Source organism: Kitasatospora sp. NPDC057512 (assembly GCF_042802135.1).
GTDB lineage: Bacteria > Actinomycetota > Actinomycetes > Streptomycetales > Streptomycetaceae > Kitasatospora.
In genome coordinates, this window is sequence record NZ_JBHVET010000075.1 from 1 (window position 1) to 18,249 (window position 18,249).

Below are 18,249 nucleotides of genomic sequence, written 5' to 3' on the forward strand. Positions count from 1 at the left end.
TCCCGCAACGGCGCACCCGGAGCCGCGCACACCCGAGAGATGCCATCGGGCACCGGGCCAATCGGTCCGGGACACCCCGTGAGGTTGGGGCCGCCCCGGGCAGATTCCCCTCCCATCCATCCGTCCACTCCTTACCCGAGGACTGTGCCGTGAGCGTCGGAACGCGCACCAAGACGCTGCTCAAGACCGTCAGCCCCGCCCGCAGACTGGACATCGCGGCCTCCTACGAGGCCCTGACGCAGGCCTGCGTGGCCACCGGCGACGACCCCGCGAAGGCCGAGCTGGTCAGCGACAGCCCGAACCACCTGTGGTCGCTGCCCGACTCCCGTGCACTCGCCGTCGTCCACCCCGACCTGGACGAAGCCTGGGCCCTGGTCAGAGGTGCGCAGTTCCTCCGGCAGCACCGGCTGCCCGTCGTCTGCCCCTACTACACCGAGGTCCGCGCGGCCGCCGACGGCCGGGCCGTGACCTTCTGGCAGAACCCCGGGAGGCCGAGCAGCGACACGTCCCTGTCCGCGTGGGTGACCGCCCTCACCCACCGCATCGACCCCGGGACGGCGTCCTGGCTGCGGGAGCACGACCCGTTCGCCTCCCTGCTGGACGGCCTGGACGACACCCCGCTGGACGAGACCGCCCGCCGGTTCCTGCGCGAACGCGCGGCCCAGCTGCGCGAGGAGTGGGACTACCTCGACTGGCCGACCCCGGACACCGTCGTCCTCGGCGCCCTCGACATGGTCCCCGTCCACGACGACGGCACCCACGTCGGACTCCTCCTGCGCCGCCCGCTGACCCGCGGCCACCGCGAGTGGGACCTCGTCGCCGCCCGCTGGCGCTCCGAACTGCTCACCGGCCCGCGTCAGGACCACCGGACCTACGCCGACACCTACCTCTCCTACGAACGCGAAGACCACGCCGTGGCCCACCCCTACATCGGCGCCTGGTCCGGCTACCAGACCGTACGCGACACCGTCGTCCTTACTGCGGTCATGGACACGGTCCGCCGCGCCCGGCTCGACCCCGGCGCCCGCCGGCAGGCCGCCCACCGCCTCGCGTGCCTGCGCGGCGCACACCCCGTCCCGTGGAACTGGGGACCGCGATGACGGCCGCCCGCGCGAACACCCTCCCGCTGCCGAAAGTCCACAAGCCCCGGGTCGTGCGATGCGGCCACCACATCACCGAGGAGATCACCGAACCCGAGGCCCTGGCCTTGAGTCACCTGGTCACCGACCTGAACGCGATCGAGGTCGCGGCCGCCGTCAATGCCCTGCCCGAACGCCGGGGCACCGCCCGCGAACGCGCCCGGGCTGTCCTGCCCGAGCCTGAGCCCGAACCCGCCGGGCAGCGCCCCCATCGGCCGGCCACCCACTGAACACGAGGACACCACCACCATGCCCATGGCCCCGTCGCAGAGCACCGACCTCGCCAACCTGGCCAACCTCGCCAGCCTGGCCGGCTTGGCCGACCTGGACCCGAACACCCTGACCGACCGCCCCGAGCGCCTGGTCACCGACGCCTGGCTCGCCCCCGCCACCGAGCTGGCCCTGCACCTGCTCGACCAAGCCGACCCCCTTGCCCTCGCCGCCGGCTCCCACACCGCCCCCGGCCACACCATGCTCCTGCTCGCCGCGCCCCGCGACGGCCACCCGGCGATCCACCTGCGCCTGCCCGACGGCACTGCCGCCGCCGAGCCCCTGCTCGCCGACCGAGCCGCCACCGTCCTCCCGCTCGTCGGCGTCCTGGACCTCGCCCTCTACCGCGACCGGGACGACGTCGACCACGACCGGCCGCAGTACCTGCGCACCCTGGACGCCGGCCAGCTCTGCCTCCTCCACACCGGTGCCACGGTCCGGCTCACGGGCTGCCCCGACAGTGCGCAGCTCGTCGCGTCCCACGTCCCGGTCGACGTTCCGGGCACCGTACAGCTGAACCCCGGCGAGTACCGGGCCGCCGCCGACGACGCCCGTACCCGTCTGACCAGAAGCCGCCCGACCGGTGCGGGGCGGACCGCCGGGCCCGGCCTGGAGAACGTCCCCGATCTGCGCACCGCCGACCTGCCGCGGATCCACGCCCAGTCCGGCGTCCTCCACCGCCTCGCCGCCGACCGCGGCCGCCTGTCCTACCTGGTCACCACCACCGTCCTCTCCCCCGAACGGTACGAGGCCTCCCGCACCACCCCGCCACTGGACCGGCTCGTCCTGTCGAAGGCGGACGACCTCGGGTACGAGATCCGCCTCAACGCCAACCCGCGCCCCGGCAACCAGCTGCTGCCGCACGACCACGCCTACCCGTTCGCCGCCCGGGTCCTGACCGGCGGCTGCCTCCACACCGTCTTCCTGCGCACCGACGGCCGCGCCGGCGGCTGCGCCGGCGGACCGTTCAGCTCCCGCGGCCTGCGCCCGGCCGTCACGACCACCGAGCTCCCCGGCAGTGCCTACACCCTGGCGCCCACGCTCGCGCACCGGGCCGTCGTGCTGCCCGGCACCACCACCCTCGTCCTGCGCGGCCCGTACACCGCCGCCCATCCCGCCACCGACCTGATCCCGTTGGTCGCCGCCTGGACCGTGCCCGTCGGCGGCGAGGCGCCGGTGCACTCACGCCGGATGACCGACGCCGAGCACCAGGCGCTCTACCGAAGCCTCGCCGCCACCGGCGTGATCGACCTCCTGCCCGGGCGCCTCTGAACGGCACCCGGCCCGGCACCCCGGGCCACCATTCCCGGCCGAACCGGCCCCGGCACCCGCCCGGAGTTGGCAAGCTGGGGCGGCCACTTCGGCACCCGAGGCAAGGAGCGTCCCGTGCACACCGTCCTGACGACCGACCATCCCGCCTGGCAGGAGAACCCCGCCACCGGCCACCGGCAGCGCCCCCTGCGCACCGCCGACGGCCGCTGGCTGGCCACCCTCACCCCCGACGGCCTCGACCTGGCCTGCGTGGACGGCACGGAGGACACCAAGCCCACCCTCGTCACCACCGACCCGGCGTCACTGCCCGGCACCGTCCCGGCCGCCCTCCTCACCGGCCTGCGCAGCCTCGGGCCGAGCGTGCGCGTGGCCAACCCGTGGCTGTGGGACGCGATCACCACCGCTGTCCTGCGCCAGGTCGTCCGCGCCGACCAGGCCAGCCGCCTCTACCGCGGCTGGTGCGCGACCCACGGCACCGAACTGCCGGGCACCGACCCCACCCTCCACACCGCACCGACGCCCGAAACCGTCCTCGCCCTGACCGACGAACAGTTCGCCGCCGTCGGCACCACGTTCCACCGCACCGCCCTGCGCGCGGCCGCCGGCGCCTACCAGGAGCACCGCACCCGCTGGGAGCAGCTGGACGCCCCGGCCCTGGCCGCCGCGCTCGTCACCGTGCCGCGGATCGGGCCCTGGACGGCGGCCGCGGCCGCCGCCGACTTCACCGGCGACTTCTCCGTGTACCCGCACGCCGACCTCGCGGTCCGCACCTGGGCCGCCCGCATCGCCCCCGACCACCCCTGGCCCGCCGCCGACAAGCCGAAGAGGACCGAGGCCCTGTTCGGCGCGCACTGGCACCGCCTGGCCGGCCACGAGCCGCGCCACCTGCACACCCTCACCCTGTCGACACTCACCTGGGGGGCCCATGCCCGCACCGACCAGCTCGGAGGAACAGACCCGCACCGCCCGTGACCTGGTCGCCGGAGCCGACCCGCACCGCTCCCTCGACTGCCTGTTCGTCAACGCCCCGCTGCGCGACTACGGCCTGCGCCCGCGCGTCAACGACTACACACTGCCGGTCCTCGGCATGGGCTACATCGCCACCCACGCCGCCGCGCACGGCTTCAACGTCGGGATCCTGGATGCCGAGGCCCACGGACTCGGCGTCCGGCGCACGATCGACACCGTCAACGCGCTGCGGCCGCGCTGGGCCGCGTTCAACCTCCTCGCCCCGACCTACGAACTGACGGCGCGGATCGCCGCCGCCCTGGACCCGGCGATCGCGCTGATGGCCGGCGGCCACCACGCCAAGGCCGACCCGCGGCGCGTCCTGGACGACCCGCGCTTCGCCCGCCTGGAGGCCCTGGTGATCGGCGAGGGCGAGACCCGGGTCACCGCCCTGCTCGGGGATGTCTACCGGCGCCGCGAACTGCCGAAGGTGATGTGGCGCGACCGCCTGCTCGGCACCATCGCCTGCGGTATCCCGCAACGCGGCGACACCGCCCGCTGGCTCGCCCCCGACATCAACGCTCTCACCCTCGACCGCCGCTTCCTCACCCAGGACCCGCACCGGGCGGCCGACGGCCGCATCGAGGCCAACCTGGTGTGCTCGCGCGGCTGCCCCTACGAATGCGGGTTCTGCGGCGCCGCCGCCTCCATGAACCCCGAGGTCAGCATCCGCACCCGCACCCCCGAGAACATCGTCGCCGAGATGCACCGGCTCCACGCCGACCTCGGCTGCACCGCCTTCCGCGCGGTGGACGACCTCTTCCTCGGCGCCCGCCGCGTCATCCACCCCGCCCTGGACGCCTTCGCCACCGAACGCGTCGGCGAGAGGTACGTGTGGGACGCCACCGGCCGCATCAACGTCCTCGACCGCGAAAGCGACACCGTCCTGGAACGGCTGCGCGCCAACGGACTCCGCGAGGTCGCACTCGGCATCGAATCCGGCTCCGCCCGGGTCCTGGAGGCCATGGACAAGCGGATCACCCCCGCAATGACCCTCACCGTCGCCCGCCGCCTGCTGGAGAAGGGCATCGGCGTGAAGGGCTACTTCATCCTCGGCTTGGCTGCGTAGGTGAGAACGAAGAGCGATTGTTGGTGAGAAGTAAGAGCAGTGGGGGTGGGTTCGAGTCTGTGGCTAACAGTCAGGACAGCCCGATCGGGGCGGGTGTCAGCGGCTGACCTTCCAGCTCGTGGCAGTTCTCCTCGTCCCACCACAGCTCGCCCTGTGCCGTGAGGTAAGGGTGCAGTCCGCGGACGCCTCCACCGCTGTGGAACGCTCGCGCGACGGCGTGAAGCAGTCCTGCCAGGCCGGGCCAGGAGTCGGTGAAGTCGCCCCCGCCGCCGTGGCCGGCCCAGCCGAGTCGCCCCTCGTCCGGGCCGGGACGCTGGTCGATCACCTGTGCCCCGCCGTCGGCGCTCTCGGCCCAGGGTACCCAGAGCGGGTGCCACCAGGGTTCGTCGTCCCAGGGGCGGGTGGTCAGACCGTCGTTCTCGGTCGCGATGTCCATGCAGGTCTGCCAGCGGTCCACGATGCCGCTCACCGACAGATCCGACGGGGGCAATGTCTGCTGGGGCATGGCGTCATCCTGCCGCACACGTCCGTCAAGGTGGGCCGGGGGCCTGACCAGGTGGGAGCGGGGTTAGCCGACCGCCTGCTGCTGTTCGGCTCGGGCGCGGGTGCTGGCGAGGCGGTAGGAGTCGGTGCCGGTCTCGATGACGGTGCTGTTGAAGGTGGGGCGGTCGACGATGGCCGCGCAGAGGCGGGGGTCGGCCTCAGGTGTGAACGGCGCGGACGTGGTCGGCTGACAGGTGAAGTTCGTACGGCAGGCAGCAGTCGGAGCAAAGGGTCGCCACAAGGGTTCCACAGGCGCACCGCTGGTTCATGCCGCCGTTCGGGGTCGCTCCGCAGCAGGCGGCGGACGCGTGCCGCAATTCGAGGCCGCGGGCGTCGTCCGGGTTGATGACGAAGTTGCCTCGGGGGCCCTTCGACACCAGCGGCTTGCCGTCCGCGTTGTAGTGGACGCCGTGGCGCGGCATTACTGGGCCGGGCACGTCGGCGACGACCAGGGGCGCGCCGTACGGCTCGGTCTCGACCGCATAGTGGCCTGACGGCACGGTCGCCGGCGATGGACCGGGTTCGTCGGCGTCCCACCACGCGTAAAACGGTGCCTCGGGAACCGCTGGCAGCCGTGTGAGCGGCCCCGTCAGTGGGACACCACACGTCGCGCAGACGAATACCACCGCTTCGGCCTTGGCGCTCGCATCGGTGACATCGGCAGGCGCGGTGTGCCCGCGGTTCTCCTCGCCGTCGACCTGCCCCTGGTCTCGCTGTTCGTGCATGAGCTGACCGTACGCGGCACGCACCCGGACGCGGCGTCCACCCCCGCGCGGGCAGTATCCGACAACCGTCCAGAGTCAAGCATCCAGGTGCTGCTGAAACTCGGCGACACCGTCTTCGCACGTAGTGGGGCGCACCACCACGGCCCGCCGGGAGGTGACCGCGTGAACGGCCTGCTGCTCAACCGTGGACGGGCCCAGCGGCCTGGGCAAGTCCACCGCCGTCGCCGCCACCGCCCGCGCCCTGCGGGAGGCCGGACACACTGTCCACACCGCCACCGGTCCCTCCGCCACCCCCTACGGCCAGGCCGTACGCGCCGCCGCCGCGACGATGCGCGGCCGCGCCCTCGCCCTGGCCGTCGCCGCCGACCGCCTCCACCAGCTCGACACCGACCTCCGCCCCCGCCGCGCCGCCGGCACCACCAGGACCCGGCGACCCTGCGCCTCGGCCTGTTCTACCTCGCCACCGAGTGGGAAGGGGAGCCGGTCAACCGCGAACCCGAGAAGTGCCTGGACCTGCGCTGGTTCACCGAGGACGACCTGCCCGACGACCTCATCCCCTACCCCGCCGCCGGAATCCACGGCACCCTCACCGACCCCGGCGGCCTGGCGCACCACGGCTGGCCGGCCGCGTAGCGGTCGGCCGCTCGAATTCCTTGGCACACCCGTCCTCGCCCTCTGCCCATCGCCGCCCCCAGGGGCGTGCCCGGGGCGTCTCTGAAGGGCAGTTCGGCAAAACGCCACCCAGCGGGTCCCGCCGACCGGCATGATGACCAATGGTCACCGCTCGCATCGCCAGCGTCACGTATCAGGTGCAGGAGAGATCAGGATGCCGAACGCCGTCACCGCCCCGTGGGGCACCACCCGGATGCGCCCGTACTCCGACACGCCGCCCTGGCCCGCCCTGACACCGGTCATCGACCCGGACACCCAGGTCGCGGTCTTCCACGACGAGCAGGGCCGCACCGTCGAGCTGGGCAAGCACGGGACCAGCACGGACCAGACCGGCCCGACGAGCACCGGCGGCGGTGGCGGGGACGGGCAGAGCGGTGGCCAGGCCCAGCCGACCGACGTCGACACCGTGACGTCCAACGACCAGGACCAGAGCTGAACCGTGGCGGGTGACCGGCAGGCGGCGGTCCTGGTGCTGACCTGCGCCTACGACCCGACGGCCGACATCGTGCTACGGATCCTGGCCGAGCGGCAGGTGCCGGTCGTGCGCGCGGATCCCGGCGCCGACCTCCACCAGGGCGCCGTGCTGACCGCCCGCTACAGCGCGGCCGGCCGACGCGGCACCCTCGCCACCGCCAGCCGCGCCCTCGACCTCGACCGGGTCCGCGCGGTCTGGTACCGGCGCCCCTCGGGCTGGGCCACACCGGCCGGTATGGACGGACAGGACGCCGACTTCGCCCGCGCCCAGGCCCAGTGGGGAGTCGGTGGCGTCCTCGCCTCGCTGCCCGGCGCCCGCTACGTGAACCACCCCTGGCGGATCCGGGCCGCCGAGCACAAGCCCGCCCAGCTCGACGCCGCGCTCGCGGCCGGCTTCGCCGTCCCCGACACGATCGTCACCACCGATCCCGAGCAGGCGCGCGCCTTCTGCGCCGAGCAGCCCGGCGGGGCGGTCTACAAGCCATTGTGGAACTCCCCCTACACGGATGAGGACGGCCGGCCGGTGCAGGCCTGGGTCGCCGAGGTCTCCCCGGACGAGATCACCGACGCCGTCGCCGCCTGCCCGCACCTGTTCCAGGCACGCCTGGCCAAGGACCACGACGTACGGCTGACCGCGGTGGGCCGCGAGCTCTTCGCCGTCCGCATCAACAGCCCCGACCTGGACTGGCGCCGCCGCCAGGACCTGGTCACCCACACCCCGATCGACGTCCCACCCCCCGTGCGCCGGTCCGTGGCCCGCTACCTGGAGCACTTCCGGCTCGTCTACGGCGCCTTCGACTTCGCCGTCACCACCGACGGCCGCTGGCACTTCCTCGAATGCAACAGCAACGGGCAGTGGGCGTTCTTCCCGCCTCCGACCACCGGTGCCATCGCCACGGCGATAGCCGACCAGCTCCAGAAGGGCCCTGCCGCATGACCACCACCGCAGCCGCCGCGGACCTGCGCGCAGCCCTCGTCCGGCAGCTCACCGCCGACGAAGGCCTCACCGACCCGCTCTGGCGCGCCGCCGCGACGGCCGTACCGCGCGAGGCCTTCGTCGGCGACTACTTCCGCGAAGTCCCCGGTTCCTTCCCCACCTCCTGGGAACCGGTCCGCGAGAACGGCGACGGCTGGCTGAAGGCCGTCTACACCAACCAGACCCTCGTCACCCAGCTCGACGGCCGCGTCCACCCCGCCGACACCGACCAACCGGTCGCCGGATCCCCGTCCTCCTCGTCCACCCTGCCCTCCCTGGCCCTGCGCATGTGGCAGCAACTCGACGTGCACGACGGCCACCGCATCCTGGAGATCGGCACCGGCACCGGCTACTCCACCGCGCTCGGCGCCCACCGGCTCGGCGAGGAGAACATCGTCAGCATCGAAGTCGACCCCAGCCTCGCCGAACGCGCCGCCACCTCCCTCAAAGCCGCCGGCTACACCCCGCACCTGGTCGTCGGCGACGGTCTCGCCGGCCACAAGCCGCTGGCGCCGTACGACCGGCTCATCGCCACCTGCGCGGTGCGCACCCTGCCCTACCCCTGGCTGCACCAGGTCAGGCCCGGCGGAAAGATCCTCGTCACCTTCTCCGGCTGGCAGTACGGCTACGCCCTCGCCCTGCTGACCGTCACCGACCCCGGCGAGGCAACCGGCCGCTTCCTGCCCGGCTGGACCAGCTTCATGATCGCCCGCCCCCACGACCGCCTCCCGCGCCAGAACCCCACCCTGCTGCCCGGCGACCAACGCCCCACTCGCGTCGACCCCGCCACCATCACCACCTGGACCGGCACCTGGGTCGCCCAACTCGCCGCCCCCTCCGCCGAACGCATCGACGCCGGCGACCAGCAGATCCTCATCGACCACGCCACCGGCTCCCAAGCCCGCACCCAACCCGATGGCCACGGCGGATGGACCGTCACCCAGCGCGGCCCGCTGCGCCTGTGGGACCAGGTCGAGGACGCGGTCGAGACCTGGCAGGCGGCGGGCGCACCGCACCAGGAGCGGTTCGGTATCACCGTCACCGGCGACGGTCAGCGGGTGTGGCTCGGCGACGAGGACGGACCCGGCTGGCACCTGCCGGTGTGATCGCGCTGCCTACCCGGGGTCCGTGTCGGAGGAGGGTGACGTGTCGGGAACGGAAGCAGCCTCGGTGCGGCAACGCCTGGGACACTGGTGGCGGTTGGCGACCACGACACCCGGAGGGCCGGCCGCGCGCAGGCTCACCAGAGAAGCGCAGGGCGCACTCGACGCGGTGGCGTCCGGACGGCGGATATCGACCGCGCTGCGGATGGAGGTTCGCTCCGCCCACGCGGTGCTTCCGGCATTCAACTTCTCCGTGTTTGCGAGCGCGAGATGTCAGCCCGGTCCACACGACCACCGCGCGGGTGCCCGCGCTGGCGGCCACAGCCGAGGAGACGAATCGCTGGAGGTCGAAGGGAGCGGGGGCGCCGTCGAAGCGAAGCTCCAGCGGGCGCCAGCCCGGCCGACTGCCATGAGGGCCCTGTCGTCGTAGGGGGAGGAGTGCCTGTGCCTGCGGCGTGCTTCGTCGGAGGTCATGGGTGCTGCCAGTGCTTCCTCGGTCCCGTCCGCGAGGCGACCAGGCAGGTCCTGCGGGTCGACGCCTTCGACCAGGACGAACCGGTAGGACGTGAGGCGGGAGTCGGAGTCGGGGTCCGCGAGCCAGGCCAGGTCGTCGGGTCGAGGCCGGACGTCAGGCTCGGGTCCTGCCCGTCTGTCCGGCCCTGGGGGTGGACAGCAGTTCGCGGCCCCGTTCCGGGGTCAGTAGGGGGCCGAGTAGGGGGTCGGCCACCCACCCCACCGGTGCGAGGTGGTCGGGTCCCAGCGGCTGCCATGCCGGCAGGGCGTCCACCAGCGTCCGCCATGCCCCGTCGGTGTCGCCACGCCACGCCAGCTCCCGGGCCCGTTCGACCGCCTCCCCGAACGGGCCGGCGGCCGTGTACCGGTACGTGCCGCCGCGTACCCGCTCCAGCGTGGCGTGGGCCAGCGACACCACGTCGTCACTGGCTCCCCGCAGGGGGAACATCAGCATGGAGTCGTCCCGGTACGCGTGCGCCGCGTGCTCGGCGACCAGCGCCGGCAGCAGCTCGGGCGCGTACTGCGGGTCGGTCACCACGTCCTCGAAGTACACCATGTAGGTCTGTCCGAGCAGGCGGCGTAGCTGGTCTCCCAGCCCGGCGGCCCGCGGCCTGCCGTACTCCCTCGCCTCGTCCAGGGCTTGCCGGGCCCCTTCCCAGTCGCCGCGCAGCGCCTCCAGTCGTGCCTGCTGCACCAGGGCGTCCAGCTCTCGCGTCGTGTCATTGGCGAACTCCGGCTCCCCGTCGGCCGGGCGTGCCCGCAGCCGGTGGAACTCCCGGTGCATGCCCCGCATGAACTCGGCGAAGTTGGCGTGCCGCTCGGGTGGCTCGGCCCGCCAGCCGGCCCACGTGTACACGGCCCACTCGCCGTCCTCATCCGTGTCCTCGGGATCAAGGAGGACATAGGCGGCGTCGGACTCGACATCGAGCTGGAGCCCGCGCCGCCAGATGCCCGCATCGCGCCGTTCGGCGTGTCCGGCACCGTCGTCCAGGTACTCCTCGAACACCTCCGCGAGCCTGGACCCGTTGTCGTGCCAGCGTGCGTCCGCGGTCCCCGCCAACAGCCGGACGGACCCGCCGGCGTGCTGCCACCCGTCGCTGGCCTTGAGGAACCCCCGGTACGACGGGGGCATCCGACGTCCGAGGCGCTCCTCCATAGCCGCTATCCGCTCCTCGGACGCGGGCGGGAACCCCAACCACCGGCTGCGCCGGGCGGCTTCGTCCTCATCGCTCCGCGTCTCACCGCAGGGCAGGGAGTCCGACCACTCCGCGCTCCACCGGAGCAGGAACGGCGGCCAGTCGAACGGTACCGTCATCGTCATGCGCCCGATGCTGCCACCCGCCGCTGACAGTGCCCTTCGGTGCTGGGCGGCGCAGCCTCGGGCGGTTGCCTCCGCGCGTCGGCCAAGACGTTGAGACCAAGGGCATGCGCACCCTGGCCCGGGCGTATCCCTCGCCGAGGACCACGACCCTTCGCCCGAAGCCCCGACCCCGTTTGTCGGTGTCGATCACGATGTCCCAGATCCACCAGGCACCGGCGCTGTCGCTCGTGTCCGGTCCGATCCAGAGGTAGCCGACGGTGACCCTTATCAGCCGTCAGTCCGCAGATCACGCAGGCCGTCCTCGAAGGCCGGGAGCACGTACTGTCCTGTGCCGCGCCCCGGCATCTCGAGCTTCTTAAGCTGCCCGCCGACGATGTGGGAGACCAGCGGTACCGGAAGCGCGTCCGGCCAGAGGCCGGTCCGCTTGCCCTCGGAGAGCACGCGGCGGAAGGCGCCGGTGGAGCCCCGCAGGCTCCGGCCGTTCGCCTTCAACTCCTCGGCGGCGCACTCGCCTTGGCCCTCGACAACCTGGAGCAGGATCTGCTGCGCGCGGGGCGGGAGGCGGTCGTAGTACGAGCGGGCCCGCTCCGGGGTCCAGCGGTCGTCGGGCACCGCGGTCACGACCGCCGTCGGCGTGGCGGCGAGGGCGAGCAGCTTCTCGAGCACCTCGGGGGTCGGATTCTCCACGGTGATCGTGATCTTCATGACGGACACCTTGGCAGCTTGAGGCACTGAACACAAATAACCTCGACAAACGTGTCACAGACGCGAGGCCGGCATCCGGCTCGGATTATGTACCAAGAAACGTGTTGCGTCCTCTAACTGGATTTAGAGGACGCAACACAGGGGCTGGTACAGATAGGCTGTCCCGGACGGATCATCAGCCGGCCGTGCCGGAAGGAGAGCGCCGTGGATGCCGAGGCGTCGGACGACCTGCCGGCCCTGGTGGAACGCTCCACCGAGGTGGTGATCGGCGAGCTGGTGGACGACGGTCAGGCCCTCGTGCAGTTCGCGTTCGCCGGGGTCGACCCCAACGAGACGCTGACCGAGGACGCGGCCGACGACCTCGCCTCCGCCCGGCCGGCGCGCACCAGCCAGACCTACGCCGAGCAGTGGCGCTACTTCGCCCGCTGGTGCGCTGACAACGGCCGCCACCCCGGGCCGCGCACCAGCGAGGCGAACATGGTCTCCTACGTCTCCCACCTCCGCCGCCGCGGCGGACGCGACGGCACGGGCGCGCCCGTCAGCTCGCTGCGCCTGGCGATGGCCGCCATCCGCGACGCCAACGCCCGTGCGGGGTACGAGAACTGGCCCCCGAAGAAGGCGACCGCCGAACTGATCCGCAAGCAGGCCGCCGAGCACGCCCACGCCCGCCGCACCCCGAGGTCGAGCCCGCCCGTCGACGCCGCCCGCATCGCCCACCTCCAGCAGGGCACGACCGCCGAGATCCCGCTCGCCCGCTGGCGCGACCTGACCATCCTGCACCTCGGCTACCGCACCCGTGCCCGGCGCTCCGAGCAGGCTGCCTACCGTATCGACTCCGTCGTCTTCGAGCGCCTGGAGGACGGCACCGAGCAGATGGTCGTCGGCAAGCGCACGTCGAAGAACGACCACTGGTCCACCGGCCGCGAGTACATCGTCCGCGACCCGGTAGCAATCACCGTCGTCCGCACCTACATCTCACTGCTCGCCGAACTCGGCCAGGCAGAACCGCAGTTGCCGCTGCTGCGCGGCATCACCCGGTGGGGCCGGCTGATGCCCGTCCCCGCCTCCGGAACCGGCATGACCGGCCACTCGGTGAACCGCGCCTTCAAGCGCATGGTCACCCGCACTCCCGGCTTCGACGCCAAGAACGCCACCAGCCACGGCCTGCGCGCCGGCGTCCCCGCCGACCTCGCCGCCCAGGGCTACAGCGCCGCCGAGATCCTGGTCATCACCGAGGACTGGAAGTCCACCACCATGGTGGAGAAGTACGCCAAGGCCGGGCTACGCCGCGCGGGCAAGGACGACCTCGGCCGGGCCCAACAGGCCCTCGACTCCCTGGTCGTCCCACCGCCGACCGATCCCGTCGAATAGACAGGACGGGCGAAACCCCCGTATTTGCCGTGTCGTTGTCGGTCCACTCGATGGGTCACGGCTGGCCGCACTGGCCACTGATTCGCCCGGCGTGGCCAAGAGGTCGGCTGGGCTCTGGGGGGCGGCAGAAGGAGGGTCCGACCACGCGGTCATCATGCCGCTGCCGGAACACTCCCGCCCCAGCGTCCGGAGCGACGCGCTCTTCGCCTTCCAGACCCGGGGCAATGCGGCGGCCAGGTCCGCCGACAAGCTGATCCCGCAAGTGCCCGGTGTGCGACAGTTCCGTCGCTACGATGGCCGCCATCGCCCAGGACCTGGACCGCCTCAGTGGCGACCTGCAGGTCATCGGCAGCGGCACATCGGCTCTGCGCCGCCGACTCGCCAAACAGAAAGAGCAGTTGCAGGAACTGCGCTCCGCGCTGGCCCGCATTCAGGACGAGTTGAACGAGATCAGCGCCGGCCTGCGTGCGCTGCAACGGGAACCGGACGACCTGCGGCGTGCCGTGCACGTGCACGGATGTATCAGCCCCTACCTCGACACCGTCGGCGGCCTGGTATGGCTCCCCGGCATGGGCAGCGCGGAAACCACCTCGGCTACGGCGGGAAAGGCTAGCGAGGCACGCCAGTGTGCGGAGGAGGCCCGAAGCCCGATGTCCGACCAAAGGCCCCAGGTTCGTGGTGTCAGCCAGGACACCCGTGAGCTCACCGAGTGGGCAGCTCGGTCCTCCCGCCGCGACACATCCACCGGCAGCGGCAGCACGTTCGCCCACCTGAACAACTTGGTGAACGCGGCCGCTTCGCGGTTCCACTTTGTCCCGCCGATCCGCTGCGGGTTCTGCAGTGCGATGCATCGCCAGGTCCGGTAGTCCGCAAGATCCTGTTCGCTCGCCTCACGCCACCGGACGCCGCGCGATGACAGGAAGCTCAGCAGCAGACGGATATCCGTTGCATAGTTCCGCTTTGTCTCCCGCTCCAGCCAGCGGAAGTCCTTCGACCTCACGAAGTCCAGGAGCCCCAGGTCTACTGTGAAATCAGGGGACAAGAACACCGGATCACCTGGTAACAACCCCATCCGGCCCACCGCTTCCGGCAGGTCCCGAACCCCCAGCGCCCCCTCATCCGGCAGTGGCCCCCATCGCTGCGGATCGGGCACCCACACCACGCGCCACTCGTCCACACAGACCTTCCCTGATGACTTGAACTCGCTCAATCATCAGGGAAGTTGGAGAGGAAGACGTACGGCGCGAGCATCTCGGCTGCGGCACCGCCTCCTATCGGGCACGCAGCAGGTCGTCGCCGGCGCCACCCACCTCGCCCCCGCCGCCCGCTATTACTAGGGAGATGAGGCGCCCGCAGATCATGTGCCGCCCTGCTGATTCAGCTTCTTCTTGCGCTCCACTGCTTCCGCCTTCCGCCTTATCGTCGCGGCAACATCACGCTGCACGAACTCTGCCAGGCTTTGGGATCCGTCGGAAGATCTCTCCTTCCATCCTATTTTCAATGCCACATGGACAATCATGCTGCACGTCGCCTCCTGATCGAGGAAGCCATCGGCAACAAGCTCTCCCATTTCTCGGCTAAATCTGAGCAGGGAATCGGAGTCCGATATTCCGGCACTTCGGAAGTAGCGAAGCGAGACTGTGACGGACACAAGGAGATAGTCTCGGGAATGAGGGCTTCGCTTGTGGCCGAAGGCGTCCCGCTGCCTTTGTTCCATCTCGGCCGTCACAAACTTGCCCGATATTAGATTGTCGGCAAAACCGTCGACGGCCAGGACGCCTCGTCCGGCTAGTCGGACCACCTTGGTGCCCGGCGGAGCGAACCGAACGAGGTCGCGTTCCTCTGTGCGGGAGGTGGCAAAGAGCACCATACTCTTGTCCGCAGGCAGATCGTCCAGAAGGCTGACGGCGGGCATGAGGGTTCCGTAGGGACGTCCGTCGAGGAGGACAGCGCTTCCGCCGGCCCAGTACAGGGCGCCGCCACCTGCCCCGAAGACCAGCTGCACCGGAGGTATGCCCTCGGTCGCCGCCCACAGGTCGAGCGCTTGCCGAAGTGCTTCTTTTCGTGTCTCGGCGATATCGGAATGCGCACTTCCGTAAGCTTTTCGAGCTTCTTGCCTCGCCGCTTCGAGAGCTTCGACTTTCTCCTTTTCGAGAGCCTCGTTTATGTCCGCCATCATCTGCTCATGAAGCAGGCCGATTCGCCTCGCCTCCTGCTCGGCATATTCCCTGTCTGCCTCCTCTAGTTCCTTTTCCTTGGTTATGTGCTGCTGCATCGTCCAGAACGCGCGCCAGTGCCCGCCTGTCGCATGGGGAAGGTCAATGGCACCCTCGACCAAGCGGTGTTCGACTAGCTGCTCGCCGAGAACCCAGGCCACGAAGTCGCGGAAGGTGACACCGCCGACGGGTACCCACCACCGGAGCGGCGGTCTCGCTTGGCCCTCCGGTTGAGGCCTGGTGTCCAACCTGGCGATCCCTGAGGCGACATCCCACCGGTCTGACTCCCAGGACGGCGTGGCCACGTGGATGGAGGGCACCCACCCGACCCACGGTCGGACGGTGGGGGCAACCCAGCAGACGCGGATGCCGTCCCGGCGAAGGTTCTCCGTTCGCTCACGAATGCGCTCGACGGTGATCGGGGAGAGCTGCGCTTCCCAGGCGAAGCGCTTCGAGCCGTCGGGGGAGATGGCCATCACATCTGCTCGCCAGGACCCGTCGTCAGCCCGTACCTCGAGTTCGCCGTACCAGCCGGCTTCGCGGACCAGTGTGACGAGCTGGAGCTTCAGCAGATGGTGTTCGAGCGACTCGCGGGCCAGGACGCATTCCGGCGCCTGGGGGTCGTGGGCGAAGAATCGCAGGCCTCTGGGCGACACCTTGGCGTGCAGGCCGTGCCCGCACTCCATACAGGCCAACGGCGTTCGTGGCCTGGTTCGGTGGACCATATTCCATGCACGTCCACAGCCCAGGTCTGCCATGGTCGCGTCGATCCGGCCCCACTGTGAGTGCCGTGCCGTGAAAGCCATCCGCCCTCCGATCCTGTAGGCGCTCACCGCCCCGCAGCTCACCAGAACAGACTGTTGAGCACCCGCCAGACGTACTCCTGGCAACGGTCGTGGCCGTCGTCGTAGCGGGATTTGTGAGCGTGGTGGTCCCCCGGTGATGATCCGCCACACGGCGGTGGGTTCCTACTCTCCGGGTGGCCCGGGTTCCGGGACGGTGGTCGCCTCGCTGTCCTCGGGTACGGTCGGCTGCTGGTGCGGTACCGGGGTGCCCCGGGTGAAGTCGACGAATCGGCTGTAGTGGCCTTGGAAGGCGACGGTGATGGTGGCCGTGGGGCCTCCGCGGTGCTTGGCGACGATCAGGTCGGCCTCGCCGGCCCTGGGGGATTCCTTCTCGTAGGCGTCTTCCCGGTGCAGGAGGATGACGAGGTCGGCGTCGTCTTCGAGGGTCCCGGAGTCGCGCAGGTCGAACAGCTGTGGGCGCTTGTCGGTGCGGTGCTCGATTCCGCGGTTGAGCTGGGACAGGGCCACGATCGGGATCTCGAGCTCGCGAGCGAGGATCTTCAGGTGCCGGGAGATCTCGTTGATCTCCTCGTAGCGGCTCTGGAAGCGGCGGTGCCCGTAGTCGAGGAGCTGGACGTAGTCGATGACGGCCAGCTTGATGTCGTTGCGCTGCTTGAGCCTGCGGCACTTCGAGCGGATCTCGGTGAGGGTCAGCTTCGGGGCGTCGTCGATGAACAGGGGGGCTTCGGAGACGTCCGGCATGCGCCGGGCCACCCTGGTCCAGCCGTCGTCGGTCATGTTGCCCGAACGCATGTGGTGGAGCGGCACCCGGGCCTCGGCGCTGAGCAGCCGCATGGCGACCTCGTTGCGGCCGGTCTCGGTGCTGAACAGGACGGCGGGGAGCTTGTGGTGGATCGCACTGCTGCGCAGGATGTCCAGAGCCAGGGTGCTCTTGCCCATGGCCGGGCGGGACGCGATCACGACGAGCTGCCCGGGGCGCAGGCCGTTGGTCAGCGCGTCCAGGTCCTCGAAGCCGGTTGGCACTCCGAGGAAGGTCTGGGAGGTGCCGATGGCTTCGATCTCGTCGAGTGCCCCCTCCATGACGTCAGCGAGGCTGTCCACGTCCGGCTGCCGGCCGGTGACGGCGAGGACCTCCGCCATGCAGTCCGCGAGGACGTGGTCGATCGGGGCTTCGCTCTGCGCGAGCTGGTCCATCCGCAGGGCGGCCTCGATGAGCCGCCGTCGCAGGGCGGTCTCGCGTACGTGCTCGAGCATCAGGCCGGCGGCGGCGATGCTCCTGACGCCGTTAACCAGGGAGTGCAGGTAGCCGGCGCCTCCGCAGCGGGACAGTTCACCGCGTTTGGTGAGTTCGGCGGCGGTGGTGATGGGGTCGGCCGGCTCGCCGCGGGCGTACAGGTCCAGGATCACCCCGTGGACCAGCTCGTGCGCGGGCCGGTAGTAGTCCGCCGGGTGGATCGTCTCGACGACGTCGGCGATGAAGTCCTTCGAGCGCATCATCGCGCCGAGGACGATCTGCTCGGCGGCCAGGTCGTGCGGCACCTTGAAGGTGACACCCGGCTGCTCCGCCGTCGCCCCGCTCTCACTCACTTCCGAACCTTCCGGTAGGGCTTCGCCGGGCCTGTCCTCCGTGTCCGGCTTGCGCGAAAGGATCGCCGATCCGGTGGTGCCGTGTCCGGTGAACGCCGACATCGGCACGAATCAATCGGACACGAGGTACCCGTCGGTTGGCGCCATCGCCTGTGCTGCTCACGCTGCCCCTGCAGGAGGCAGGGCTGTGCCGGCTGGCCGTAGGGGGATCGCTCCGACGCTGTGGGCACGGACGACGGCGAGTGCGGCCCGGCAGGCACCGAGGCCCCGGTTCCAGGGCTGGCCGGTGCAACCGGACGCAGTGCAGAGCCGGGCGGTTCGCCCGGCCGCAGACGCTGCTGGACGAAGTCCTCCTGAACGGGATCGTCATCGGCCGCGAGGAACCCGGGGAGCCGTACGTCGCCCAGGAGCTCAACGGCCGCCCACGCAAGACGCTCGGCTGGGATAACCCAGCCGAGCGTCAACGTGATCAATTAACC

General features: G+C 71.0%; 15 protein-coding genes and 2 pseudogenes. 10 read left to right on the forward strand and 7 right to left on the reverse strand.

Going from position 1 to position 18,249, the window contains the following annotated elements; all coding sequences use genetic code 11:
- Positions 1-149 precede the first annotated feature (149 nt).
- The 5 genes from ACFU6K_RS08085 to ACFU6K_RS08105 all read left to right on the forward strand — a co-directional run bounded on the left by ACFU6K_RS08085 (position 150) and on the right by ACFU6K_RS08105 (position 4,758).
- Complete coding sequence (locus ACFU6K_RS08085; RefSeq protein WP_380661594.1) at positions 150-1,100, forward strand: hypothetical protein; 951 nt, start codon at positions 150-152, stop codon at positions 1,098-1,100.
- The gene (locus ACFU6K_RS08090; protein WP_380661596.1) at positions 1,079-1,369 is read left to right on the forward strand and encodes a hypothetical protein; all 291 of its coding nucleotides are present in this window, start codon (positions 1,079-1,081) and stop codon (positions 1,367-1,369) included. The genes ACFU6K_RS08085 and ACFU6K_RS08090 overlap by 22 nt, the downstream gene beginning before the upstream one ends.
- 19 nt (positions 1,370-1,388) lie before the next feature.
- Positions 1,389-2,681: a hypothetical protein gene (locus ACFU6K_RS08095; RefSeq protein ID WP_380661598.1), complete on the forward strand. Its 1,293-nt coding sequence runs from the start codon at positions 1,389-1,391 to the stop codon at positions 2,679-2,681.
- A 114-nt stretch (positions 2,682-2,795) separates the two neighbouring features.
- Positions 2,796-3,653 (forward strand): hypothetical protein, encoded by an 858-nt coding sequence (locus tag ACFU6K_RS08100; RefSeq protein ID WP_380661600.1) that lies wholly within the window; start codon positions 2,796-2,798, stop codon positions 3,651-3,653.
- Entirely contained in the window at positions 3,607-4,758 is a 1,152-nt protein-coding gene (locus tag ACFU6K_RS08105) for a B12-binding domain-containing radical SAM protein (protein WP_380661601.1), read from the forward strand. Before ACFU6K_RS08100 ends, ACFU6K_RS08105 begins: the two co-directional genes overlap by 47 nt.
- A gap of 70 nt (positions 4,759-4,828) precedes the next feature.
- Here ACFU6K_RS08105 and ACFU6K_RS08110 read toward each other — a convergent pair whose 3' ends face one another.
- From ACFU6K_RS08110 to ACFU6K_RS08120, 3 genes and pseudogenes are all read right to left on the reverse strand, one after another.
- On the reverse strand, positions 4,829-5,263 hold the full coding sequence (locus ACFU6K_RS08110) for a hypothetical protein (RefSeq protein WP_380661603.1): 435 nt from the start codon (positions 5,261-5,263) through the stop codon (positions 4,829-4,831).
- Positions 5,264-5,326: 63 nt separating this feature from the next.
- Positions 5,327-5,455, reverse strand: a pseudogene (locus ACFU6K_RS08115) (AAA family ATPase); the annotation flags it as partial.
- Positions 5,456-5,459: 4 nt separating this feature from the next.
- Positions 5,460-6,026, reverse strand: a complete 567-nt coding sequence (locus ACFU6K_RS08120) for a hypothetical protein (protein WP_375876869.1) — start codon at positions 6,024-6,026, stop codon at positions 5,460-5,462.
- An 826-nt stretch (positions 6,027-6,852) separates the two neighbouring features.
- Here ACFU6K_RS08120 and tgmA point away from each other — a divergent pair.
- Genes tgmA through tgmC form a run of 3 tightly spaced genes read left to right on the forward strand, consistent with a single transcriptional unit; the run spans position 6,853 to position 9,254 of the window.
- Positions 6,853-7,134 (forward strand): putative ATP-grasp-modified RiPP, encoded by a 282-nt coding sequence (tgmA, locus tag ACFU6K_RS08125; RefSeq protein WP_375876868.1) that lies wholly within the window; start codon positions 6,853-6,855, stop codon positions 7,132-7,134.
- Positions 7,135-7,137: 3 nt separating this feature from the next.
- Complete coding sequence (gene tgmB / locus ACFU6K_RS08130) at positions 7,138-8,109, forward strand: ATP-grasp ribosomal peptide maturase (RefSeq protein ID WP_380661605.1); 972 nt, start codon at positions 7,138-7,140, stop codon at positions 8,107-8,109.
- Positions 8,106-9,254, forward strand: coding sequence for an ATP-grasp peptide maturase system methyltransferase (tgmC, locus tag ACFU6K_RS08135; RefSeq protein ID WP_380661607.1), 1,149 nt, complete (start codon positions 8,106-8,108; stop codon positions 9,252-9,254). The genes tgmB and tgmC overlap by 4 nt, the downstream gene beginning before the upstream one ends.
- A gap of 244 nt (positions 9,255-9,498) precedes the next feature.
- Here the strand turns inward: tgmC and ACFU6K_RS08140 are convergent.
- Both ACFU6K_RS08140 and ACFU6K_RS08145 read right to left on the reverse strand, forming a co-directional pair.
- Positions 9,499-11,085, reverse strand: a pseudogene (locus ACFU6K_RS08140) (SMI1/KNR4 family protein); the annotation flags it as partial.
- A 267-nt stretch (positions 11,086-11,352) separates the two neighbouring features.
- Entirely contained in the window at positions 11,353-11,790 is a 438-nt protein-coding gene (locus ACFU6K_RS08145; RefSeq protein ID WP_380661609.1) for a hypothetical protein, read from the reverse strand.
- Positions 11,791-11,994: 204 nt separating this feature from the next.
- Between ACFU6K_RS08145 and ACFU6K_RS08150 the strand changes: the two genes are divergently transcribed.
- Together ACFU6K_RS08150 and ACFU6K_RS08155 are read left to right on the forward strand one after the other, a co-directional pair.
- The gene (locus tag ACFU6K_RS08150) at positions 11,995-13,161 is read left to right on the forward strand and encodes a hypothetical protein (RefSeq protein ID WP_380661611.1); all 1,167 of its coding nucleotides are present in this window, start codon (positions 11,995-11,997) and stop codon (positions 13,159-13,161) included.
- Positions 13,162-13,454: 293 nt separating this feature from the next.
- Positions 13,455-14,027 (forward strand): hypothetical protein, encoded by a 573-nt coding sequence (locus tag ACFU6K_RS08155; RefSeq protein ID WP_380661613.1) that lies wholly within the window; start codon positions 13,455-13,457, stop codon positions 14,025-14,027.
- Positions 14,028-14,518: 491 nt separating this feature from the next.
- Here the strand turns inward: ACFU6K_RS08155 and ACFU6K_RS08160 are convergent, their stop codons facing one another.
- Together ACFU6K_RS08160 and dnaB are read right to left on the reverse strand one after the other, a co-directional pair.
- Complete coding sequence (locus ACFU6K_RS08160; RefSeq protein ID WP_380661614.1) at positions 14,519-16,135, reverse strand: competence protein CoiA family protein; 1,617 nt, start codon at positions 16,133-16,135, stop codon at positions 14,519-14,521.
- A gap of 210 nt (positions 16,136-16,345) precedes the next feature.
- Positions 16,346-17,770 (reverse strand): replicative DNA helicase, encoded by a 1,425-nt coding sequence (gene dnaB / locus ACFU6K_RS08165; protein WP_380661616.1) that lies wholly within the window; start codon positions 17,768-17,770, stop codon positions 16,346-16,348.
- Between the last annotated feature and the right edge of the window lie 479 nt (positions 17,771-18,249).